This window comes from Paenibacillus macquariensis (genome assembly GCF_900156375.1).
Classification (GTDB): Bacteria; Bacillota; Bacilli; order Paenibacillales; family Paenibacillaceae; genus Paenibacillus_AQ; species Paenibacillus_AQ macquariensis.
In genome coordinates, this window is sequence record NZ_FTNK01000016.1 from 23813 (window position 1) to 45409 (window position 21597).

Annotated in this window: 23 protein-coding genes and 1 tRNA gene; 19 read left to right on the forward strand and 5 right to left on the reverse strand. The window is 40.3% G+C overall.

Annotated features, from left to right (window positions below):
- The first annotated feature begins 54 nt into the window (after positions 1-54).
- A complete protein-coding gene (locus BW961_RS22365; RefSeq protein WP_068589383.1) occupies positions 55-555 on the forward strand; it encodes a DUF4446 family protein in 501 nt (166 codons plus the stop codon).
- Here BW961_RS22365 and yyaC read toward each other — a convergent pair.
- Positions 530-1141, reverse strand: a complete 612-nt coding sequence (yyaC, locus tag BW961_RS22370; RefSeq protein ID WP_068589380.1) for a spore protease YyaC — start codon at positions 1139-1141, stop codon at positions 530-532. The two genes, BW961_RS22365 and yyaC, sit on opposite strands and share 26 nt — an antisense overlap.
- A 171-nt stretch (positions 1142-1312) precedes the next feature.
- Between yyaC and BW961_RS22375 the strand changes: the two genes are divergently transcribed.
- From BW961_RS22375 to BW961_RS22410, 8 genes are all read left to right on the forward strand, one after another.
- On the forward strand, positions 1313-1567 hold the full coding sequence (locus tag BW961_RS22375) for a putative Se/S carrier protein (RefSeq protein WP_068589377.1): 255 nt from the start codon (positions 1313-1315) through the stop codon (positions 1565-1567).
- A gap of 12 nt (positions 1568-1579) precedes the next feature.
- A complete protein-coding gene (locus BW961_RS22380) occupies positions 1580-2482 on the forward strand; it encodes a mechanosensitive ion channel family protein (RefSeq protein WP_068589374.1) in 903 nt (300 codons plus the stop codon).
- A 1-nt stretch (position 2483) separates the two neighbouring features.
- The gene (locus BW961_RS22385) at positions 2484-2708 is read left to right on the forward strand and encodes a DUF951 domain-containing protein (RefSeq protein WP_068589371.1); all 225 of its coding nucleotides are present in this window, start codon (positions 2484-2486) and stop codon (positions 2706-2708) included.
- 1026 nt (positions 2709-3734) lie between these two features.
- Positions 3735-5495, forward strand: coding sequence for an ABC transporter substrate-binding protein (locus BW961_RS22390; RefSeq protein WP_170878603.1), 1761 nt, complete (start codon positions 3735-3737; stop codon positions 5493-5495).
- A gap of 66 nt (positions 5496-5561) precedes the next feature.
- Positions 5562-6524 (forward strand): ABC transporter permease, encoded by a 963-nt coding sequence (locus BW961_RS22395; RefSeq protein ID WP_068589365.1) that lies wholly within the window; start codon positions 5562-5564, stop codon positions 6522-6524.
- 27 nt (positions 6525-6551) lie between these two features.
- The gene (gene opp4C / locus BW961_RS22400; RefSeq protein ID WP_139331720.1) at positions 6552-7463 is read left to right on the forward strand and encodes an oligopeptide ABC transporter permease; all 912 of its coding nucleotides are present in this window, start codon (positions 6552-6554) and stop codon (positions 7461-7463) included.
- Between the two features lie 110 nt (positions 7464-7573).
- Positions 7574-8563 carry an ABC transporter ATP-binding protein gene (locus BW961_RS22405; protein WP_068589359.1) on the forward strand — a complete coding sequence of 330 codons (990 nt, stop codon included), beginning with the start codon at positions 7574-7576 and terminating at the stop codon, positions 8561-8563.
- Positions 8560-9525, forward strand: a complete 966-nt coding sequence (locus BW961_RS22410; RefSeq protein ID WP_068589355.1) for an ABC transporter ATP-binding protein — start codon at positions 8560-8562, stop codon at positions 9523-9525. Before BW961_RS22405 ends, BW961_RS22410 begins: the two co-directional genes overlap by 4 nt.
- A gap of 238 nt (positions 9526-9763) precedes the next feature.
- On the opposite strand, the gene rpsR is transcribed toward BW961_RS22410, so the two are convergent.
- Genes rpsR through rpsF form a run of 3 tightly spaced genes read right to left on the reverse strand, consistent with a single transcriptional unit; the run spans position 9764 to position 10882 of the window.
- Entirely contained in the window at positions 9764-10036 is a 273-nt protein-coding gene (rpsR, locus tag BW961_RS22415; RefSeq protein ID WP_068589352.1) for a 30S ribosomal protein S18, read from the reverse strand.
- 21 nt (positions 10037-10057) lie between these two features.
- The gene (gene ssb / locus BW961_RS22420; RefSeq protein ID WP_068589349.1) at positions 10058-10549 is read right to left on the reverse strand and encodes a single-stranded DNA-binding protein; all 492 of its coding nucleotides are present in this window, start codon (positions 10547-10549) and stop codon (positions 10058-10060) included.
- Between the two features lie 48 nt (positions 10550-10597).
- Complete coding sequence (rpsF, locus tag BW961_RS22425) at positions 10598-10882, reverse strand: 30S ribosomal protein S6 (protein WP_068533934.1); 285 nt, start codon at positions 10880-10882, stop codon at positions 10598-10600.
- 215 nt (positions 10883-11097) lie between these two features.
- Between rpsF and BW961_RS22430 the strand changes: the two genes are divergently transcribed.
- Entirely contained in the window at positions 11098-11292 is a 195-nt protein-coding gene (locus tag BW961_RS22430) for a YjzC family protein (protein WP_068589347.1), read from the forward strand.
- 567 nt (positions 11293-11859) lie between these two features.
- On the opposite strand, the gene BW961_RS22435 is transcribed toward BW961_RS22430, so the two are convergent.
- A tRNA-Ser gene (locus BW961_RS22435) sits at positions 11860-11950 on the reverse strand.
- A gap of 336 nt (positions 11951-12286) precedes the next feature.
- Between BW961_RS22435 and BW961_RS22440 the strand changes: the two genes are divergently transcribed.
- The 9 genes from BW961_RS22440 to BW961_RS22480 all read left to right on the forward strand — a co-directional run bounded on the left by BW961_RS22440 (position 12287) and on the right by BW961_RS22480 (position 21581).
- Positions 12287-13279, forward strand: coding sequence for an LCP family protein (locus BW961_RS22440; protein WP_068589345.1), 993 nt, complete (start codon positions 12287-12289; stop codon positions 13277-13279).
- A gap of 124 nt (positions 13280-13403) precedes the next feature.
- Positions 13404-13832, forward strand: a complete 429-nt coding sequence (locus BW961_RS22445; protein ID WP_068589344.1) for a CBS domain-containing protein — start codon at positions 13404-13406, stop codon at positions 13830-13832.
- A gap of 216 nt (positions 13833-14048) precedes the next feature.
- Entirely contained in the window at positions 14049-14351 is a 303-nt protein-coding gene (locus BW961_RS22450) for a MazG-like family protein (RefSeq protein WP_068589342.1), read from the forward strand.
- Between the two features lie 6 nt (positions 14352-14357).
- On the forward strand, positions 14358-15272 hold the full coding sequence (locus BW961_RS22455; RefSeq protein WP_068589341.1) for a DUF2232 domain-containing protein: 915 nt from the start codon (positions 14358-14360) through the stop codon (positions 15270-15272).
- A 14-nt stretch (positions 15273-15286) separates the two neighbouring features.
- Positions 15287-17281, forward strand: a complete 1995-nt coding sequence (locus BW961_RS22460) for a DHH family phosphoesterase (RefSeq protein ID WP_068589339.1) — start codon at positions 15287-15289, stop codon at positions 17279-17281.
- Positions 17278-17721, forward strand: a complete 444-nt coding sequence (gene rplI, locus BW961_RS22465; RefSeq protein ID WP_068589335.1) for a 50S ribosomal protein L9 — start codon at positions 17278-17280, stop codon at positions 17719-17721. Before BW961_RS22460 ends, rplI begins: the two co-directional genes overlap by 4 nt.
- 1 nt (position 17722) lies before the next feature.
- Positions 17723-19078: a replicative DNA helicase gene (gene dnaB, locus BW961_RS22470; protein WP_068589332.1), complete on the forward strand. Its 1356-nt coding sequence runs from the start codon at positions 17723-17725 to the stop codon at positions 19076-19078.
- A gap of 313 nt (positions 19079-19391) precedes the next feature.
- Positions 19392-20678: an adenylosuccinate synthase gene (locus tag BW961_RS22475; RefSeq protein WP_068589330.1), complete on the forward strand. Its 1287-nt coding sequence runs from the start codon at positions 19392-19394 to the stop codon at positions 20676-20678.
- 219 nt (positions 20679-20897) lie between these two features.
- Positions 20898-21581: a hypothetical protein gene (locus BW961_RS22480; RefSeq protein WP_068589327.1), complete on the forward strand. Its 684-nt coding sequence runs from the start codon at positions 20898-20900 to the stop codon at positions 21579-21581.
- Positions 21582-21597: the final 16 nt, after the last annotated feature.

Sequence of the window (21597 nt, forward strand, 5' to 3'; positions counted from 1 at the left end):
TAAACTAATATATATAGCTCTAGTCTAAGATGAAGGAAAGGGAATGAAACATCCATGTCAGAACTTAACGGTTTAATCGAGGAACATTTAGCCTTATTTATTGGAGTCATCATGTTTGTGGTGTTGATATTGTTGATTTTGATGTTTACACAGTTATCTAAACTAAACAAATTACGCCGTAGATATGAAATGATGATGTCGGGTAGTGGTGTTGAAAATCTAGAGACACTGCTTATTGATCTGAAAATGCAATTGGATAGTGTGGAAGACGATCACAAACAACAACAAAACGTATTAGATAGTACCGTAAATAAACTTCATTCTGTCAAAGGTCATGTGGGTCTAATCAGATACAATGCATTTGGAGAAAGAGGTAGCGATTTAAGCTTCTCAGTGGCGATTATGGATGATCATTCGGATGGTGTTGTACTTACTTCGATTTATAATCGGGACAACTCCTACATTTATGCCAAATCGCTTGAGAAGGGTGAGTCCAAACATGCTTTGTCAACGGAGGAAAAGGAAGCCATTACTCTCGCAAAGCAAAATATGTAGAGTGAGACTTCCATTCCTTTATAGCGGAGTATAGGCTTGAAGCTATAATTTCCGATAACCGCATCACAAGACTTAAACGTGTGTTTTGCAATACGAAATATTCCATGAAACCGCCGACGTTAACGATACCAGTCAAATGGATATCGCCGATCGGCGGTAATTGTTTATTTACCCCAGCCCCTGGCTTCAGAGGGCCATCAGCGACTTGAATACAGCCAATACTAGCGGATTGACCTAGGCAAGCATCAATACCTATGATAAAAGGCTGATGAAACAACTCATGAATAGAGGTTATCGTTTCTTGTAAGTTAACCGCATGGATCGGATCATCTAATGTGCCATAGATACGGAAGAGATGACTATTATAACGAGATAGAGAAGTGCCCACAAGCGGACCAAGGCTATCGCCCGTTGATCGATCGGTTCCAATACACACAATGATAACAGGCTGACCTTCTTTGACTTGAGAGAGATGGAACAACAAACGGTGAATGATAGCGGAATGGATTTCAGGATCGGTATGTGGTATTTTTAAGCTAGAAGGTTGCTGTTGTTGTTGTGAAAATGGATTTGTAAGAGGGCTCATAGGATCTTCCTTTCTCGTGCGGATCGTAGTACTAGTATATGGATGAAATGATTTATTTATACTTAGTCACATGATTAGAAATGGTAAAGTTAGAGCTATTAATATTTATCAAATCTAGTGAATGCATAATTGTAGGTTGTATATAGAAGATAAGATACAGGAGGCTGTATGATGGAGAAATGGCTTCTCATTGCATTTGATTCCACTCAGCAGGCACTGAGAGCTGAAATGCTACTGGAGTATGCAGATATTGAAATAGACTTATTTCCTACACCCAAAGATGTTACGGCGGGATGCGCACTATCTATTCTCTTTCCTGAGAAGGATCTAACTGTCGTGCAGAACATCATTGAACAAGAGCGGGTAGAGATTCGTGGCATCTTTACAAAAAACAACTTAGAGCATTATGAAATCATCGAGATGTAAGGAGTGGAAATATTGCAGAATTCAGGGAATGAAATTGATACTGATACTGCGCAAGAAGTCATAGAGGAGGCGCTGAAATTTAAAGACATAGCGTGGAAGTGGCTAACAGATAGTGAGATGTGGACGGTTGTCCTCTTAGCAGCCGTAAGAATAATAATTATATTTATACTGACTCGTTTACTAATTAAAGTTGTATATAAAGTGATAGACAAGACGTTGTCTCATCAAGAGAATAGTAAGCTAAGAATGAATCCACGCCGATTTATCACGGTTGGGGGATTGCTGAAGAATACGATAACGGTAGTATGTAATTTTGTGATGTTCCTGATCGTGTTATCCGAGTTTCACTTTGATCTTGCGCCGCTATTAGCAGGAGCGGGAGTTCTAGGTTTAGCTATTGGATTCGGGGCTCAGAGCGTCGTAAAAGATGTAATCACAGGGTTCTTTATTATTCTAGAGGACCAATTTGCGGTTGGAGATGTGATTCAGACAGGCACATTTAAAGGTACCGTAGAGATGATAGGTATTCGGACGACACGGATCGTAAGCCATACAGGAGAAGTGTATATTTTACCTAATGGTGCGATAACAACGGTTACTAATTTTTCTTTATCTAATGCATTAGCTATTGTTGATATTCCTATTAAGAATGAACGTAATCTTCAGGATACGATTAAATTTATAGAACAAGCTTTAGTAGATACCTTTGAAAATACACCTGAAATGATCGGTTCACCACATGTGTTAGGTATTCAATCATTAAGTACAAGTGAGTATGCGCTTCGAATTGTGGCAGATTGCTTACCGACATATCGGGAAAAGGTAGAACGGCAAATCCAGATGGATGTAAAGCAAGCGATCGAGAGGGAAGAAGCGCTAGTATTACAAGCTACTAAAGGCGAGGAGGGGACTTGAGATGGAGCGTAAGATATTTCAATTAGGTGATATCGTACAGATGAAGAAGCAACATCCATGTGGAAGTAACGAAATGGAGATTATTCGCATGGGAATGGATATTCGGATTAAATGTGTTGGATGTCAGCATAGCGTGCTTATTCCACGTGTGAAATTTGAGAAGAATATGAAGAAAGTTCTTCGGTCCACATTGCCACCTGAGACGTCATTAGAATCAATGGATTAAGGTTATCGTTGTAACAGTCCAATCTTCTACTTTAATGTAGAAGATTTTTTTATGTGGAGAGGATAAAGAGGAGGGTGTTCATCCAAATATCATATTATTAATTACAATAGTAGTTTAAACATATCACGTAATGTGAGGTTTAGGTATGGCGAAGCCTTAGTTAAGAATATAAATCGATAATTAACATGGATGGAAACGATAATATGACATAAGATTAGATAGTAATTATAATTAGGTTAGTTATTGAAATGTATTGAATTAGACACATTTACATAGTAAAATTATACAAATAGTGCACATGAATAAACTATAAAGTGAATACGCTTACATTTTGTTAAGATACTATGTTACTGTAGCATTCATCTTTATATGAATTATTTATCTGGATTGCTTGTAGAACAAAGTTATACGTAGCATAGCAAGTTAATGAGGTAGAAGAAGTTGTAGTGAAGTATGTGCCTCCTTCATACGGCTTTTGTGATGGTATTCTCGATTGGGCGAGAGTTATACATATTTGATAGTTTACAAAATGGAAATGATTTATGAGCAAAGTATTTAAAACTGTGTTCTGCACCGAAAGTGAGCAATCTAGAAGGCGTGAAATATCAACCACAATATTGGATTGTAAATCTATACGTAGGTCAACTCGCATTACTTCCTTATTATAGGAATTTATTTAAGGTTACAAAAAAAGAACAAGAAGTAGAATCTTACATTTTTTGAGTTAATCGTATGTTTGATGAAATGCGAACATATTATAAATTAAATGCTTGGAATATTTTGAGATTTAGGTTATATTAATAAATAAATTGATTTTGATTATGTGTCAGCATACCTTACATACAAAAATTCATTGGGTAATCTTACCTTAAAATTGACCTGTGGTCATTATTTAATTAGTACATTGTTATGAAAAGAAAATTAGCATTCAAAAGCTTGTTTACTTCAGTTAACCGTGTGGTTACTGATATATGGAGGATATATTATATTCATAATATATATTATAAATTATTTAAAAGGAGGAGAATTTGCATGACAAAGAAATGGAACTTAATGTTAGCGGTTTTACTTTCGCTAACGGTAGTACTCTCCGCATGTTCAGGGGGCAACAACAAAGAGGCGAATGCGCCAGCTACAACAAATGATACAAAAGAGACTGTGGATACGACTACACCTGAGACGCCAGTTGCAGAAGATCAATCAAGTGGCTTAATCAAAGCGACTGATGTATCTCTTAATCCTGAACTAGCTAAAAACCGTAAAGACACACTGATTGTTGGTATGGTGGATCCAAAAGGGGTATTCAGCCCATTGTTTATGGAAACGGCTTATGACTTTTATGTAAACTATGCAATTTTTGATTCTTTCCTTGAAGTAAAAGCAGACGGAACTTATGTGAACAGCTTGGCTGAGAAAATTGATGTATCTGAAGATGGACTGAAATATACGTACCATCTTAAGCCAGGTGTTACTTACTCAGATGGTAGCCCAATGAAAGCTAGCGATTACTTGTTTACAATGAAGTTGCTTCTTGATAAGAGCTATGATGGTGAATCTGATCCACTAAGTTATCATATCGTAGGTGCTAAAGAATATAACGAAGGCACATCAAGTGATATCTCAGGTATCAAAGTAATCGATGACAATACAGTAGAAGTAAGTCTTACAGAATATTCTGCGATGAGTCCAGTAGAATTGGGCGGCGTATACATTCTGCCTGAATCTTACTATGGTAAAGGATACAAACAAGGTAATTTGGAATCTGTAAAAGCATTGAACAACAAGCCACTTGGTAGTGGTCAATACAAAATCACAAGTTACAAAGCTGGACAAGAAATTGTACTGGCAGCTAATGAGAACTACTTCAGAGGAGCTCCAATCGTTAAGAATGTTATCTTCAAAACAACAACAGATTCGACGAACATGGCGATGATACAATCTGGTGAAACAGATATGGATAACATCAACGTGTCAGAAGATAACGTTGAAGAATTGAAAGCTCTTGGATTCTTGGACATCAATATCCTTCCAAACAATGGCTATGGATATATTCAATTTAACCATAACGAGAAGAAATTCCAAGATCCTAAAGTCCGTCAAGCCCTTACTTTCGGTTTGAACCGTTCGGACATCGTGAAGGGTATTTATGGACCTTATGCGGATGTTATTAACATCCCACAATCTAAAGTATCTTGGTCATTCACAGACGAGAATATCGAAAAGTATGACTTTAATATGGAAAAAGCAAAAACATTGCTTGATGAAGCAGGTTGGGTAGTGGGTGCAAGTGGTATTCGTGAGAAAGATGGAGAGAAATTCAAAATCAATTTCTCTGCAACTGCTGACAATCCAGTTGTAGAATCATTGCTTCCAATTATGACTACTAACTACAAAGAATTAGGTATTGAAATTGTTTCAGAAGTACTAGACTTTAATGCAATAATGGATAAGAAAACCAAAGGCGATTTCGATATGTTCTTCGCTGCATGGGGCTTGACACCAGATCCAGATAACACCGTGTTCATCACTAAAGGTGCACAGAATGACGCAGGTTATTCTAACGCTAAAGTAGATGAGTTGATGGCTAAAGGTAAGAAAGAAATGGATATCGAGAAACGTAAAGAAATTTATAAAGAAATGTATCAAGAATTGAATAAGGATGTTCCTATGATCTTGATGTATCAAAGAACGAATATGACAGCTGTAAATGCTAGAGCACAAGGATTTGATCTTTCGCCGTACAAGGAGTTCCCTTTCAGCTTGTATCAAGTTCAATTGGAACAATAAAGAATATTAGATATGCTCAGCTCATAAGAGCTGAGCATATCCACTTATAGGCCAGGGGGAATAGGAATGAAGCAGTATATCATTCGACGGCTTTTGCAGATGATTCCTACGCTAATAGGCATATCTATCATTATTTTTGCCATTTCAGCGATGGTTCCAGGGGATTACATTACAGCGCGAGCGAATCCGAATATGTCTATTGAGAAGCAAGAGCAACTTAGAGCTATATACGGACTGGATAAGCCAGATTATCAACGTTATTTTATATGGGCAGGTAATATGCTAAAAGGGAATTTCGGGGATTCCATGCAACATAAGCAACCCGTAACGACTGTTATTAACACATATGTATGGAATTCATTCATTATGGGAATCTTCGCTTTGTTCTTCAGTTGGTTTATAGCGATGATCACCGGTATATTTTCAGCTAAATTTCAGTATTCTTTCTTTGATAAAGTAGTTACACTATTAGTATTTATATGTATGTCACTACCGTCATTTTTCATAGGTCTATTACTCATTAAGTTCTTGGCACTAGATTTAAAACTGTTTCCCGTTGGAGGAATGAGTACTTCCGGGTTAAATGCTACGGGATGGACATATTTCACTGACGTACTTAAACATAGCTTTTTACCCATTATGGTACTGACTATGTTATCTACAGGAAGCTTAACACGCTATTTCCGTACGAGTATGTTGGAAGTCATCCGACAGGACTATATACGGACTGCAAGAGCTAAAGGTCTCAAAGAACGAACAGTTATATTTAAGCATGCATTTCGGAATGCGATGATTCCTGCGATCACTCTACTTGGGTTTGAACTGCCAGGGCTGTTTGGTGGAGCTATGATTCTAGAGCAAATATTTGCATGGCCTGGTATCGGTCACATCTATCTTAACTCAATTAGTATGAGAGATTACCCCTTTATGCTCGGGTTTACAATCTTTCTAGCCATGCTGACCCTAGTGGGTAATTTGCTTGCGGACGTGCTCTATGGAATTGCAGACCCCAGAATTCGTTTAAAGTAGGAGGAGATTGCGTTGTCTGCTGATGTTATGCCTATAACGGAAAATAAAAATACCAAAAAAGCTAAAGCTGTTGATACACCGTGGAAAACGGCATTTCGCCGCTTTACCCGAAATAAGCTTGCGGTAATTGGATTTATAATGATTGTGTTTATGTTTATACTTTGTTTTTTAGGGCCTGTTTTCTCACCACATAATCTCTTCGATTATAGTTTGAAGAACAAGAACTTAGCACCTAACAGTATGTATTGGTTGGGTACAGATAAGCTAGGTCGCGATATCCTGCTTCGTATGATGTTGGCCGGTCGAATTTCTCTATTAGTTGGATTTGTTGCTACATTTATTGCAGTTATGATCGGTGCCACATTGGGTGCCTTAGCGGGATTCTATGGAAAAATTATTGATACGATCATTATGCGTGTTGCTGATATTTTCATGGCTCTTCCACTGCTGCCAATCTTGATTATTCTTGGAGCTGTTCTATCGGATCTGAAGGTAGATCCCAGCAGTAGAATATACTACTTGATGGTCATTATTGGGGTTCTTAACTGGACAACCTTAGCACGGCTTGTACGGGGACAAATCTTAACGCTTCGTGAACAAGAGTTCATGCAAGCGACGGAAGCACTAGGTCTCAAAGATGGACGTAAAATATTTAAGCATTTGTTACCAAACACGATTCCAGTGATTATCGTCACAGCAACACTTAGTGTAGCTGGTGCCATTCTAACGGAGTCAGCACTTAGTTTCTTAGGAGTTGGTGTCGTACCACCTACACCATCTTGGGGTAACATGATCTCGGCTGCGAACAATCTGATTGATTTCCGAAAGAGACCATGGCTATGGATTCCACCAGGTATGTGTATTTTGATCACGTCGGTTGCAATCAACTTGATTGGTGATGGATTACGCGACGCACTGGATCCAAAAACGAAAAAATAATGATTGTTTGAATACAAAGTACAAGTGATGTAGGCAGCGAAAGCTGCTTCCTTGAACAACGTCGGTTGTCGTTACAACAAAACCGATATCTTCAAGATGGGAGATGCAATATGGTAAAAGACTTAGTAGAGTTCCGTAATTTGGAGACACACTTTCACACAACGGCAGGTACGGTAAAGGCTGTAGATAACGTTAGTTTTACCATTCGTGAGGGCGAAACATTATGTGTTGTCGGCGAGTCAGGTTGCGGCAAGAGTGTAACAGCGATGTCACTTATGCAATTAATTGAATCACCACCGGGCAAAATTGTCGGGGGAGAGATTCTATTCGAAGGCCGAGATTTGCTCAAATTAAGTAAGAGGGATATGTCGAAGATTCGCGGGAATGAAATATCTATGATATTTCAAGAGCCGATGTCTTCATTAAATCCAGTACTTACGATTGGACATCAAATTAGCGAACCGTTGATGTTGCACATGTTGCTAGATCGTAAAGCAGCTAAGAAGCGTGCGATTGAACTAATTACCCTCGTGGGGATTTCACGTCCAGACAAAATATTTGATTCGTATCCACATGAGTTAAGTGGTGGAATGCGTCAGCGGATCATGATCGCTATTGCGTTAAGTTGTGATCCTAAATTGCTCATTGCAGATGAGCCAACGACTGCACTTGACGTAACCATTCAAGCACAGATACTAGATTTGATGCGTGATATTAAGCAAAAGCTTAATACGTCTATTATGTTAATTACACATGATCTAGGTGTAGTTGCTGAGATGGCGGACTATGTTGTCGTGATGTATGCAGGTAAGGTAATTGAAGAAGCTCCAGTATTGGAACTGTTCCAAGATCCACAACATCCGTATACAAAGGGATTGCTCAAAGCCAAACCAATTATTAATCAGAAACAGGAACGTCTGTATTCAATACCAGGTCAAGTTCCCAATCCAATTGACCTTGAAGATAATTGTCATTTCCATGATCGTTGTGAATTTTGCATGGATATTTGTAAAGTTAAACAACCTCCATTCAGAACGCACGGCAAAGACAACCATAAATCAGCTTGCTGGTTATATGAAGAAGAGAGGGAAGTACTTTGAAAGAAGTCTTAATGCAAGTAGACAATTTAAAGAAATACTTCCCGATCACTGGTGGGGTCTTTCAACGTACGGTAGGTAATGTGAAAGCGGTTGATGATGTTTCATTTCGTATTCACAGAGGCGAATCCCTTGGTCTAGTGGGTGAATCTGGTTGTGGGAAGAGTACTATTGGTAGAACCATTCTTCGCTTGAATGAAAAGACGGATGGAACCGTTCTATTTCAAGGGAAAGACCTGTATAAACTGCCTAAAGAGGAATTGCGTCGTATGCGTCCGAAGATGCAAATCGTGTTCCAAGATCCATTTAGTTCACTGAATCCTCGGATCAAAGTTGGCCAAGCGATTGGTGAAGCTCTGTATGATCATGGTGTTACCGATTCAAAGGTAGTGCGCGAACGTGTATTAGAGACAATGAACATTTGTGGTCTTGCTAGTTATCAGTATGATCGTTATCCTCATGAATTCTCTGGTGGACAAAGACAACGTATCGGGATTGCTCGTGCATTGATCATGAATCCAGAGTTTATTGTGGCAGACGAGCCTGTATCAGCTCTAGATGTATCGATCCAAGCACAGATTATTAACTTGCTTAGTGATCTGCAGCGTGATAAGCAATTAACGTATTTGTTTATTTCCCATGATTTAAGCGTGGTGGAGCATTTATGCGACCGAGTAGGGGTTATGTATCTTGGATCCATGGTAGAGATGAGTAGCACGGAAGAGCTATTCCGTAATCCACTACATCCTTACACCAAAGCCTTGATGTCTGCTATACCTGTTCCGGATCCAACGTATAAGAGGGACAGAGTTGTGCTACAAGGTGATATACCGAGTCCTGCAAATCCACCTTCTGGATGTAAGTTCCATACCCGTTGTCCTATTGCATCAGATATTTGTAAGCAACAAGCTCCGGAGTACCGTGATGTTGGCAATGATCATTTAGTTGCTTGTCATTTCGTATAAAGTGATAGCTTCTTCATTATGGATAGATATCATAAAACTAGAAAACCGTTAGGGAACAGGTCTCTTACGGCTTTCTAGTTTTGGCTCAGTAGAAAAGTGGGCTTGCCAGCAATCGATAATAGTTGATACAACGTTAGACCTTCTACATGAATTTGTAGGAGGTTTTTTGGCGTTAATAAATATGAAATGAAGAGACAAAAAAAAGACGACTCGAAAGTCGTCTTTTTCGTCATAACTACTATTCAGTAGTATATGGTAACAATGCGATTTGACGAGAGCGTTTGATAGCAATTGTCAATGCACGTTGATATTTTGCACTAGTACCTGTTACACGACGCGGCAAAATCTTTCCGCGTTCGCTAACAAATTTCTTGAGCAAGTCAATATCTTTATAGTCAATATGAGTAATTTTGTTGGCAGTAAAGAAACATACTTTTTTACGTTTATTACGTCCACCACGGCGTGCCGGTCTCTTATCGTTATCGGCAGCTTCTCTTGGTTTAAAAGCCATGCTAGTCAGTCCTTTCCGTTGTTAAAATGGCAAATCATCATCCGAAATATCTATCGGTTTTCCGTCATCGGAAAAAGGATCCTGATTGTTGTTTTTATTGCGCGAGGGTTGATTTCCACGTGGTTCGCCTCCATAAGAAGGTTCTTCACGTGTAGCATTACTATTTCCAGCATTGCCACTTCCACTTTCGCCTTTGGATGATTCCAAGAATCGAACATTATCGGCAATAACTTCAGTAACGTATACACGTTTACCTTCGTTATTCTCGTAATTCCGAACTTGAATGCGTCCTTCGACTGCCGTTAAGCGACCTTTACGTAAATAGTTAGCGCAAGTCTCTGCAAGTTGTCTCCAGGTTACGACCGGAATGAAATCCGCTTCGCGCTCCCCGCCTTGTGCCGTAAACGGACGGTCTACAGCGAGCGTAAATTGCGTTACTGCCACCCCTGAAGGTGTATAGCGCAATTCAGGATCCTTAGTCAATCGGCCGATCAGTATGACACGATTCAACAATTTAAGTCCCCCTCCCTCAAGCGATTTAACTACAAAACCGAAAATGAATTATGCTACGTCATTGGTAATGAGATAACGAATTACTTCGTCAGAAATCTTCATAAGACGTTCTAGTTCGTTAATAACTTCTGGTGTACCGTTGAAGTTAACCAAAACGAAAGTTCCGTCATTGAATTTCTTGATCTCATACGCAAGACGGCGTTTACCCATTACATCATGCTTTGTAATTTCTCCACCGTTGGAGATAATGCCTTGGAATTTTTCGACTGTAGCTTGAACGACATCTTGTTCAATGTCAGGACGAATAATGTACATCACTTCATATTTGCGCATATTTTTTCACCTCCTTATGGACTCACGGCCCCTGATTTAACTCAGGAGCAAGGAACGAGCGTAAACTCGCACCTGATTAATATAACAAATAGTTATGTTATAAGCAAGCTTTGCTTACCCCTTTTCCCCAATGCCAATAGATGGACACATGATTATCGCTTGCTGGTACACACTAATGGAGAAATCCATTTTTATATTTCAAGGAGGATGCACAAATGGGCGAAGGAACAGAATTCAAACCTGGAGACAAGGCGCCAAACAATGGACATTACATGGAGTTCGGAGACATTGGTCTTGAGACTACAATTGTTGATCCGAAGCACGTGACGTTGCGTAAAGGAGAACGATTCCCTGACACGTCCAACAAGGATCGAGTATGGAAAAAGAAACACAAAGGGAAATCCCATTAATAAAAATTAATTAGATCATGTATAAGAATGGCTCACTTGGATCATACTATTTTCAAGCGGTGCATGAGAGAGGTGTGGTTCCGTTGGACTTCAGAGTCAGTGGATATGGCGCCTTACCCTTCAAAGGGCGGTAGTCATGCCACGAGAAATATGCAATTTGTTATTTAAAACGTAACTTTTGTTATATTTTTGAACAGATCACAAGGAAATCTAGAAACGCTACATTAAAGGAGCGCTGGCCTATGCCAATTCACATTAAGCAAGCACGCGGTTTGCTTCGAGCGTAAGTTCACTTTAATTGTAATTGTAGAAGAAATCCAAATCATCAAGCACCGCTGTCAAGAAGGATCCGAAAGGGTCCTTCTTTGGCTTGTCTTGGAACACTTATGGAACTTATGGAGCTGGCGCTCTTAAGTTGGTGAATCATTCGATGTCAGCCCGTATAAAACTGAAATTATTTAGTAGTTGTCATGTCAAGGAGAGCAATCAGCAATCATTTTCCATATAAAAAAACCTCCAATATCTTAATAGGAGGTTTGTATCTTAATATTAATATGTCATAAGTAATGGCGGAAAGAGTGGGAGTCGAACCCACGCACGCCTTGCGACGCCTAACTGATTTCGAGTCAGCCCCCTTGGACCACTTGGGTACCTTTCCGCAGCAAGAATGATTTTATCATAGCCATTGTAAGTTCGCAAGGGATTGATACATTTTATGTTTATATATTGTTCCGTTTTCCTGCAGTTAATTCCCCTTTATGTTGTTATTTCTAATAGAAGCAAACAAGGTGAAGCGAGCATATAAAAGTTTCTTTTTACCCATTTAACGTATACAATAGTTTGGTATGACACTTTTTTATATTATTAGATTCATTTATGAAATAAGCTGTTTAATACGAAAAGGGAGGTCTAATTTGAGTTAGCGCTTCATGTAACTTATATTAACAATCACGCTATTTATTTATACTCCACATATAGAGAAGGAACTAGAATAATGACAAAGAAAACAAAAAAAATGGTCATAGCAGCGGTAGTGCTAGTCTTGATTGCATCAGGCGCTTTTGCATTCCGTAAGCCATTGGCATTGCTTGCATTTGATATATTTCTATCCGACCAGGTAGAGAATACACTTGAAAAGAAGTCATATAAGCCACTTGAAGGCGATTTAACGAAGGCAGAAAATATTGCAGTACAGACGAAACCCTTTTCTGTTCTATTATTAGGTACAGATCAGCGTGGAAACGAACCTGCGCGTTCGGATACAATGATTTACTCCGTGATAAGACCTAAAGAGTCAAAAGTATTATTGGTTTCCATTCCACGTGACACCTATACCGAGATTATTGGGAAAGGTAAGAAGGATAAGATCAATCATGCCTTCGCATTTGGCGGACAACAGATGGCTAAAGATACGACAGAGGCTTTGCTTGACCATACGTTAGACTACTATGCTACGATTAATTTCGTGGGATTAAGGGATGCGGTGGATGCGCTTGGTGGCGTGGAACTTCCGATTCAGAAGGACATCGTCAATAAGGGTGCAGATCATGAGAAATTCACGATCAAAGCAAATCAGTCTATTTACAACGGTACAGACGCTTTAAATTATGTGCGTTATCGTGAGGATAGTGACTTTAATCGTACGAAGAGACAACAGGTCTTCTTAGATCAGGTGGCTAAAAAGATGATGAACCTGAATCAAATCACGAAGATCCGACAATTACTAGACATCATGGGTACTAACCTACAGACAAACATGCAACCGAAATTTATCATCGATCTGAGTAAACAATTACTCACTGGAAGTGCAGTAGAGATTACAAGCTTTACGGTTATGGGTGAAAGCATGCGATTGAACGGTATATCCTATGACCGTGTTGATGAAGATGATCTCAAATTCGCTCAAGACTTAATAGACAATTGGATGAATAGTGCCACACCAACATATCAGTTGCTGACGCCAGAAGATCAGGTTAAAGCACAGTAAGTCAATTAAACCAGCAGCCCAGCCGAGAAGGGCTGCTGGTTTAGCTTTTATATGGAACATTTATGGGTTGTAAACGTATGAAGGAAGAGAACTTGTATCAAGAATTAAGGAGGAATTGTTGTATATGAATATTGCATTTTTCCTACTTCCTAAACAGGAAGTGGTATGTTTGACGCTTGAATCGACGCTAAGGCAGACGCTTGAACGAATGGAGTTCCACAGGTATACTTCTGTGCCTATGTTGGATAATAAAGGTGAGTACGCTGGAACGATTACGGAAGGCGACTTATTATGGTATATGAAAAATTCCGAAGGGAAAGTTACTTTTGAGAATGCTTCAAAGTTTCTAATAAAGGATATTCCTATTAAGATGAGCAATAAGCCTGTTTCGATAGATGCCAATATGGAAGACTTGATTAGCTTAGCAAAAGTTCAGAACTTTGTTCCTGTAGTGGATGACATGAATCGTTTTATTGGCATTGTACGTAGAAGTCAGGTTATTGAATATTGCGAAAAGTTTGTAACTAGAGAGTCCACTAATTCTAATCCATAATACAGTTAACTTCGATGAAGTATGCTCTTCTTGCCAGAAGCTTTGAGTGTAGGCAACACCTTTTTGTGATATAATCGAGAATAAAGCTTTTTCAAAATATAATACAGCATGAGTTTAACTTGATACGCTATTCCTTATATTTCTGCTAAAACGGGTGTTGTCCTTGAATAAGGATGGCATAGCTGTTTCCACTTGGGGGAGGTTAATGTGTCCAACATGCCAAAGGATTTAGATGTAGCCAAACGCGCTAAAGTGATTGAATGGCTAAAGACCGAGGTGGTCGATCATGTATCCCGACTATTTAAGGCGTTATGGGAAGGGAGTACAGCCCGTGTAAGTGACAGCATAGCTAGCTTGATTATGAGCTCGTACATTCTGGGACGAAGGCTTGGCGTGTCTTATCGGGAGATCGATGAGCTGTTGATTGACAAACTCAAAAAGCATAAGCAAGAAGGACATCAGTTAGAAGAATGGTACCAAGATATTTCAACACTTGAAGAACATTTGCGTAAGAGGTGAATTGATTTGAAATCACGTTCTACAGCGTTACTCTGGACTGGAGCTTATTTACTCCTTATCCTCTCGTTACTTACTAGCTTATCGATGATCACTGCATTTTTATTAATTGTACCTGTGATCGTACTGTATAACATATTGAACACGAAAAAGTTCTTCCTCCACGTCGTTCCAGTCTGGCTGATAGCCTTTATTATTCATCCAGTGTACTTGTTTTTGGCTTTGTATTTTGTTATACCGGCCATTCTAATGGGTAGATGTTATAAGAGACGTGCATCAGCGTTAAGGACTATTGTCGTTGGAGCAGCTACGATCCTAGTGGAGATGCTCTTGCTTCTCTTGATTGGGACTATGTTATTCCAATTCGATTTGTCAGGTTATGTGCAAGATATGGTGAATGTGGCTGTGAAACCAATGCAGGAGATGGTTGGTAATAGTGCGCTCACGAAAGATTTTGTGTTGACGAAAGAATATATGGATAGCCTGATGAATATGACAGTGCAAAGGATTCCGTTTGCCTTGATTCTGAGTTCTTTCATGTTATCGATTATTGCACATGTGATTACTCGTCCTATTCTGGGGCGTATGGGTTACACTACAACGAGGTTAAAACCTGTACGAGAATGGATGTTTCCAAGATCATTGATCTGGTACTATTTGCTCGGTGTTGTTCTTGAGTTCATGGCGTTCAACTCAGAAAGTAGTTATTTAACGATGATATCTGCAAATTTAGTGCCCATGCTGAATATATTCTTTTGTATCCAAGCGATGGCGTTCTTCTTCTTTATTGCATATCACCGTAAATGGCACCCGGTTATCCCATTCTTATTAGCAGTTCCTGTATTTTTGTTCCCACCGATGGCTATTATCGGTATTATAGATATCGCATTTCCACTGCGTCAGCTGATGACGAAATCAAAATGATAGGATGAGAAGTCATGCCTAAATTTCTACAAAAACGTTGGCACGGCTACCATAGTGTCTGGGCGTTCATGCTTCTACTTCTGCTTGTCATCTTTGTATCGTGGTACAATTGGCCACTCGGCATTATCAGTCTATGCATCGTTGGCGTTCTTAGCTATCTGATGTTAAAGACAGAAATGGCATTCCGCAAAGATTTACTTGAATATATCAATGGGTTGTCTTTCCGTATCAAACGAGTTGAAGGCGAAGCTGTAAGTATGCTTCCCTTTGGTATATTGCTGTACAGCGAGGATCGTACGATCGAGTGGAATAACCGTTACGTGAGCGTGATGTTTGGGCGTAAGTCAATGATTGGTTCTGCCTTGCAAGATATTTTCCCTCAATTGCCTGTAACATTCGGTGATAAGAAAGAGGGTAGTAAGGATCACACATACAAAGAACATCAGATGGAAGTGTTGATTGAAGAGCGATATTATCAACTGACTGTGATTCCGGATGAACGACTTATTTATTTACATGAAATATCAGAGCTTGTTGTACTCAGAACGCGGTATGCAAATGAAAAACTAGCCTTGGGGATTATCAATTTAGATAATCTTGACGAAGCATCACAAGGTATGGATGATCAACAACGCACCGCGCTTATTGCTAAGGTGGCTAATGAAATAACCGCTTGGGCTAAGACCTACAGAGTATATTTACGACGTCTTTCTTCGGATCGTTATCTTGTGATGCTAAGTTATAAATCCCTTCAGGAGCTAGAGAAGAGTCGGTTCGTCATTCTAGATGAAGTGCGGGAAATGACTGCGGATCTGAAAGTACCAATGACGCTTAGTATAGGACTTGCATTTGGTCCTGAGGATATAACTGAATTAGGAGAACTTGCTCAGACCAGTCTTGATATGGCGCTCGGACGCGGTGGTGATCAGGCTGCGGTGAAGGCGGAACAACGCTTATCGTTCTATGGTGGTAAATCGAATGCAGTAGAGAGACGGACACGCGTTCGTGCTAGGGTTATTGCCCACGCACTTCGTGATCTCATGCAGGAGAGTGACAAGGTATTCATCATGGGACACCGGATGCCAGATATGGACGTTATAGGTGCTTCTATTGGGGTACTCAAGGCGGCGCAGATGTATAATGTGGATGCCTATATCGTGTTATCAGGAAGTAATCCTTCGATCGAGCAGATGCTAATACAAGTTGAGAAGGATGAAAAGTTATCCGAGCGATTTGTATCGCCAGAACAAGCTTTGCAGATGCTTACAGCACACAGCTTATTGGTCGTGGTGGATACGCATAAAGCGTCCATGACGATGGAGCCAAAGCTCGTGCATAATGCTACTCGGATTGTGGTGGTTGATCATCATCGTCGTAGCGAAGAATTTATTAATGATGCTGTTCTTTTCTATATGGAGCCATACGCTTCCTCAGCATGTGAGTTGGTAACAGAGTTATTGCAGTATATACATGACAAAATACAGCTTAGTCCGCTGGAAGCTACGATGTTGTTAGCAGGAATTATCGTGGATACGAAACATTTTGCACTTCATACGGGTTCACGGACCTTTGAAGCTGCTGGGTTTCTACGCCGAAGTGGCGCAGATACAGTGATGATTGAACGGATGCTCAAAGAGGATCTGCAGGAGTACTTGGCAAAAGCAGAGATTATCAAGAAAGCCAAGATGATTCACGGTCACATCGCACTAGCCGTGACAGAATCAGGTGTCGTCATCCCGCAATTATTAATAGCACAGGTGGCAGATACGCTTCTGACCATGACAGATGTAGTAGCCTCATTTGTGATCAGTGAACGTCCAGATGGTATGATTGGTATAAGCGCTCGTTCTTTAGGGCGTATGAACGTACAAGTCGTCATGGAAAGTTTGGGCGGTGGCGGTCATTTGACCAATGCTGCTGTACAATTGAAATGTTCCGTCAGCGAAGCTGAAGTAAAATTGTTAGATGTATTAACGCAAATTGAAGAGAAAGAGGGTCTATTCGAATGAAAGTTATTTTTATAAAAGATATTAAGGGTCAGGCTAAAAAGGGAGACGTTAAGGAAGTATCAGAAGGGTATGCAGCAAATTTCCTATTTCCTCGTGGACTAGCACGTTCAGCTACAGATGGTAATATGAAGACGCTTGAAAATCAAACATCTGCAGAGCAAAAACGTAAACAACAAGAGAAAGATGAGGCAGCCGAACTAGGTAAGAAGCTTGAAGAAATGACGATCGAGCTTAAGGCTAAATCAGGAGATGGCGGTCGTCTTTTCGGAGCGATCACAAGTAAGCAGATTGCAGAAGTGCTTGCAGCTAATGGCGTGAAGATTGATAAACGTAAAATAGAATTAAATGACCCGATTCGCACCTTGGGTGTTACCCAAGTGCCAGTGAAGCTCCACCCTGAAGTGAAAGCAACGCTGAAGGTCCAAGTAACGGAGGGTTAAGATGGGCGGAGAGGTCTTTTACGATCGAATTCCTCCTCAGAACCTGGAGGCAGAGCAGGCTGTTATAGGTGCGATATTGCTGCAAGATGAAGCTATCATCACCGTGATGGAACGTGTTCACACGGAAGATTTCTATGATAAGCCACACCAACTGATCTTTGAAGCCATGTTGAATCTAGGTGAAGCCAATCAACCGATTGATTTAATCACGCTAACTTCTTTGCTACAGGACCGTGGACAGTTAGAGGAAATTGGTGGCGTTAGTTATCTAGCGAAGCTTGCTCATGCTGTACCTACGGCGGCGAATGTCGATTATTATGCTCAGATTATTGAGGAGAAATCGATGTTGCGCCGCTTAATCCGTACAGCGACATCCATTGTCAGCGAGGGTTACACTGGCGGTGAAGACGTCTCTGGCATGCTTGGGGATGCAGAGCGCAAGATCTTAGAAATCTCCAATCGACGTAGCGGAAGCGGGTTCGTCGTAATTAAAGACGTGCTTATGGAAGTATTCGATAAGGTAGAGATGTTGCATGAGAACAAAGGGGGTACGTCTGGTATCCCAACGGGTTTCGTGGATCTTGATAAGATGACGAATGGTTTCCAGCGCAATGACTTGATTATCGTAGCGGCAAGACCTTCGGTTGGTAAAACCGCCTTCGCACTGAATATCGCACAGAATGTTGCTGTTCGTGCTAATGAAACGGTAGCCATATTCAGTCTGGAAATGTCAGCGCCCCAGCTTGTACAGCGTATGATTTGTGCCGAAGCGAATCTAGACGCGAACGTGATGAGAACTGGGGAATTCAAAGATGATGATTGGGCAAAACTTACGATGGGGATCTCATCGTTATCCGAAGCACAAATCTATATCGATGATACACCAGGGGTGACTGTAGCTGACATTCGGGCGAAATGCCGTCGATTGAAGAAAGAAAAGGGTCTTGGCATGATCGTGATTGACTATCTACAGCTTATCCAAGGTCGCGGTAAGGGTGGGGAGAATCGCCAACAGGAAGTCTCAGAGATCTCTCGTACATTGAAGCAGATTGCTCGTGAGCTTGAATTGCCTGTAATAGCGTTATCTCAGTTAAGTCGGGGTGTTGAGCAGCGTCAAGATAAACGTCCGATGATGAGTGACTTGCGGGAATCTGGCTCGATTGAGCAAGATGCCGATATTGTTTCTTTTCTTTACCGCGATGATTACTATAATGCGGATTCGGAGAAAAAGAACATCATTGAGATCATTATTGCGAAGCAACGTAACGGTCCAGTAGGAACGGTTGAACTCGTATTTCTCAAGAATTTCAATAAGTTTGTTAATTATGAGCGAGCGCACTCTGACTCTTTTGCATAATAATATCGTAACGGAGTTAATAGCTGGGCAATATTACAATCCAATTCCGAACGATTGCACTCTTAGGCGTGCGATTGTTCGTTTTTGATTTGACTTTAAAAATATGGGCTGTTAAACTATTACTGTTGCTTGATAGATTGAATTAAATACGATTCGTTCATGTATTTTCTTTACATATGATTGGAATTACGAAGCGAAAAGGGTAGCTAAATCTATCTTTAGTGCAGTGAATGGTTTGGGAATATTAATCATATGCTAAGCCTAATGCGTGAGAAATAATAATAGGTGTGTTAGCACCAAAAGGGGAATGAATATGTCAACAGTAGTCGTTGTGGGAACACAATGGGGAGACGAAGGCAAAGGCAAAATTACGGACTTTCTGGCGGAGAGCGCAGATGTAGTAGCTCGATATCAGGGAGGAAACAATGCCGGCCATACCATTCTGATTGACGATAAAAAATATAAGCTGAGTCTTATTCCGTCTGGCGTATTTTATGAAGATAAAATCTGCGTTATTGGTAACGGAATGGTCATTAATCCAGCTGCTCTTATTGAAGAGATCACATACATCCATGACAATGGATTTACAACAAATAACTTGGTAATTAGTGACCGTGCACATGTCATTATGCCTTATCATATGGTTCTAGATGCGTTAGAAGAAGATCGTAAAGGTGACAATAAGATTGGTACGACACGTAAAGGGATCGGTCCTTGTTACATGGATAAAGCAGCACGTAATGGTATTCGTATCTCTGACTTGATGGATGCGGAAGAGTTCGAATTAAGACTTCGTCACATGATGCTTGAGAAGAATCATCTTCTTCAACAGGTATATGGTGAAGCTCCACTTGATGTTGAAGAAATATTGAAACAGTATTTAGAATATGCTGAATTCATTCGCCCGTATGTGACGGATACATCGGTTGTATTGAATGATGCTATTGATGAGGACCGTAAAGTACTGTTTGAAGGTGCTCAAGGTGTGATGTTGGATATTGACCAAGGAACTTATCCTTATGTTACTTCATCCAACCCATCTGCTGGTGGCGTGTGTATCGGATCTGGTGTAGGTCCATCTAAGATTCAACAGGTTATTGGGGTAGCTAAATCATATACTACACGTGTAGGTGATGGTCCTTTCCCTACGGAATTAAACAATGAAGTTGGAGACTATATCCGCGAAACAGGTCATGAATACGGAACGGTTACAGGACGTGCGCGTCGTGTAGGTTGGTTCGACAGTGTCGTTGTTCGTCATGCTCGTCGCGTGAGTGGTATTACGGGATTATCTCTGAATTCACTTGATGTATTGTCCGGTCTTGAGACGGTTAAGATCTGTACGGGTTATAAATTCCGTGGCGAAGTGATTACTACGTATCCTGCTAGCTTGAAGCAACTTGCTGAATGCGAAGCGGTATATGAAGAGATGCCAGGCTGGAGTGAAGATATTACAGGCGTTAAGACGCTTGAAGAACTTCCAGAGAATACACGTAATTATGTAACTCGCGTTGCAGAACTTACTGGAATTCCAATTGCGATCTTCTCTGTAGGACGTAATCGTGATCAGACGAACCAAGTGATTAAAATTTACGAGTAGAACATATAAGACGGATGGTCATGCCATATCTACGTGGATTTGATCATTCGTAATGAAAGAAATAGATTTCATGAGTCCGCTTGTCACTTCTGTGATGGGCGGCTTTTTTTTGCGTCATAATGTGGAATAAATTGGGTTAAAGTATATCCATCTAGTCAATACTGTCAATGAGAATGAAATCGAGGATATCGGATCAGGGGCAGTGAAGGAGGACTAGGAATGAAATTTATGAGTTGGTTAGGTAAGATGATTCTAATTGTCGTCATGGTCAGTTCATTGAGCATGCTTACGACAGGGTTGGTAGTGAATGCTTATATCAAGTCTATGTTAGCGAGCTTAAATATACAGCTTGAGGGTCAGCCTTTTGCTTGGGGAAGTGTATTACAAGGACTGATGGGAAAAAAAGATTCTACGACGGTAGTAGAGGGCGAAGTTACCAAGGATAACAAGGAAGAGATCGCTAAGGAAGATAATGATAAGGTAGTAGAGTCTTCAAATGGGTCTAAGGATACGGATACAACGAATGAGACCGGAACTACAGGGAATGGTGGAAGTTCGTCGGGATCAGGTAAAGAGGAATCACCTGTAGACGAAGAAGCACCTGACGGTGCAACGCCAGTGATGGGCGAAATGCACACAGAGGTTGCTGGAGTAGGGCAACAGGATCAAGTTATTGTGTCACCAGATGATCTTGTCCGGAAGAAAGATGACTTACCGGCTAGTGAGAAGGAAGAGATATTTAACATATTGATGACCAAACTTCCACAAGAGAAAGTACAAGAGATTACCGTCGCTATGGAGAACGGTCTTACAGAACAAGAACTGAAGCAAGTCGAGGAGATTATATCTAAGTATTTAAGTGATGATGAGTATGCCAAGTTGATGAAGCTACTCAAATCATGAAAATAGTGGCAATAAT

Coding starts and splice junctions, on each gene's coding strand:
- BW961_RS22405 (WP_068589359.1), top strand. CDS start 7,574: ATGGTAAAAGACTTAGTAGAGTTCCGTAATTTGGAGACACACTTTCAC.
- opp4C (WP_139331720.1), top strand. CDS start 6,552: ATGCCTATAACGGAAAATAAAAATACCAAAAAAGCTAAAGCTGTTGAT.
- BW961_RS22480 (WP_068589327.1), top strand. CDS start 20,898: ATGAAATTTATGAGTTGGTTAGGTAAGATGATTCTAATTGTCGTCATG.
- BW961_RS22395 (WP_068589365.1), top strand. CDS start 5,562: ATGAAGCAGTATATCATTCGACGGCTTTTGCAGATGATTCCTACGCTA.
- BW961_RS22430 (WP_068589347.1), top strand. CDS start 11,098: ATGGGCGAAGGAACAGAATTCAAACCTGGAGACAAGGCGCCAAACAAT.
- yyaC (WP_068589380.1), bottom strand. CDS start 1,141: ATGAGCCCTCTTACAAATCCATTTTCACAACAACAACAGCAACCTTCT.
- BW961_RS22375 (WP_068589377.1), top strand. CDS start 1,313: ATGGAGAAATGGCTTCTCATTGCATTTGATTCCACTCAGCAGGCACTG.
- rpsR (WP_068589352.1), bottom strand. CDS start 10,036: ATGGCTTTTAAACCAAGAGAAGCTGCCGATAACGATAAGAGACCGGCA.
- BW961_RS22365 (WP_068589383.1), top strand. CDS start 55: ATGTCAGAACTTAACGGTTTAATCGAGGAACATTTAGCCTTATTTATT.
- rplI (WP_068589335.1), top strand. CDS start 17,278: ATGAAAGTTATTTTTATAAAAGATATTAAGGGTCAGGCTAAAAAGGGA.
- BW961_RS22385 (WP_068589371.1), top strand. CDS start 2,484: ATGGAGCGTAAGATATTTCAATTAGGTGATATCGTACAGATGAAGAAG.
- BW961_RS22440 (WP_068589345.1), top strand. CDS start 12,287: ATGACAAAGAAAACAAAAAAAATGGTCATAGCAGCGGTAGTGCTAGTC.
- BW961_RS22460 (WP_068589339.1), top strand. CDS start 15,287: ATGCCTAAATTTCTACAAAAACGTTGGCACGGCTACCATAGTGTCTGG.
- BW961_RS22450 (WP_068589342.1), top strand. CDS start 14,049: ATGCCAAAGGATTTAGATGTAGCCAAACGCGCTAAAGTGATTGAATGG.
- dnaB (WP_068589332.1), top strand. CDS start 17,723: ATGGGCGGAGAGGTCTTTTACGATCGAATTCCTCCTCAGAACCTGGAG.
- rpsF (WP_068533934.1), bottom strand. CDS start 10,882: ATGCGCAAATATGAAGTGATGTACATTATTCGTCCTGACATTGAACAA.
- BW961_RS22445 (WP_068589344.1), top strand. CDS start 13,404: ATGAATATTGCATTTTTCCTACTTCCTAAACAGGAAGTGGTATGTTTG.
- BW961_RS22475 (WP_068589330.1), top strand. CDS start 19,392: ATGTCAACAGTAGTCGTTGTGGGAACACAATGGGGAGACGAAGGCAAA.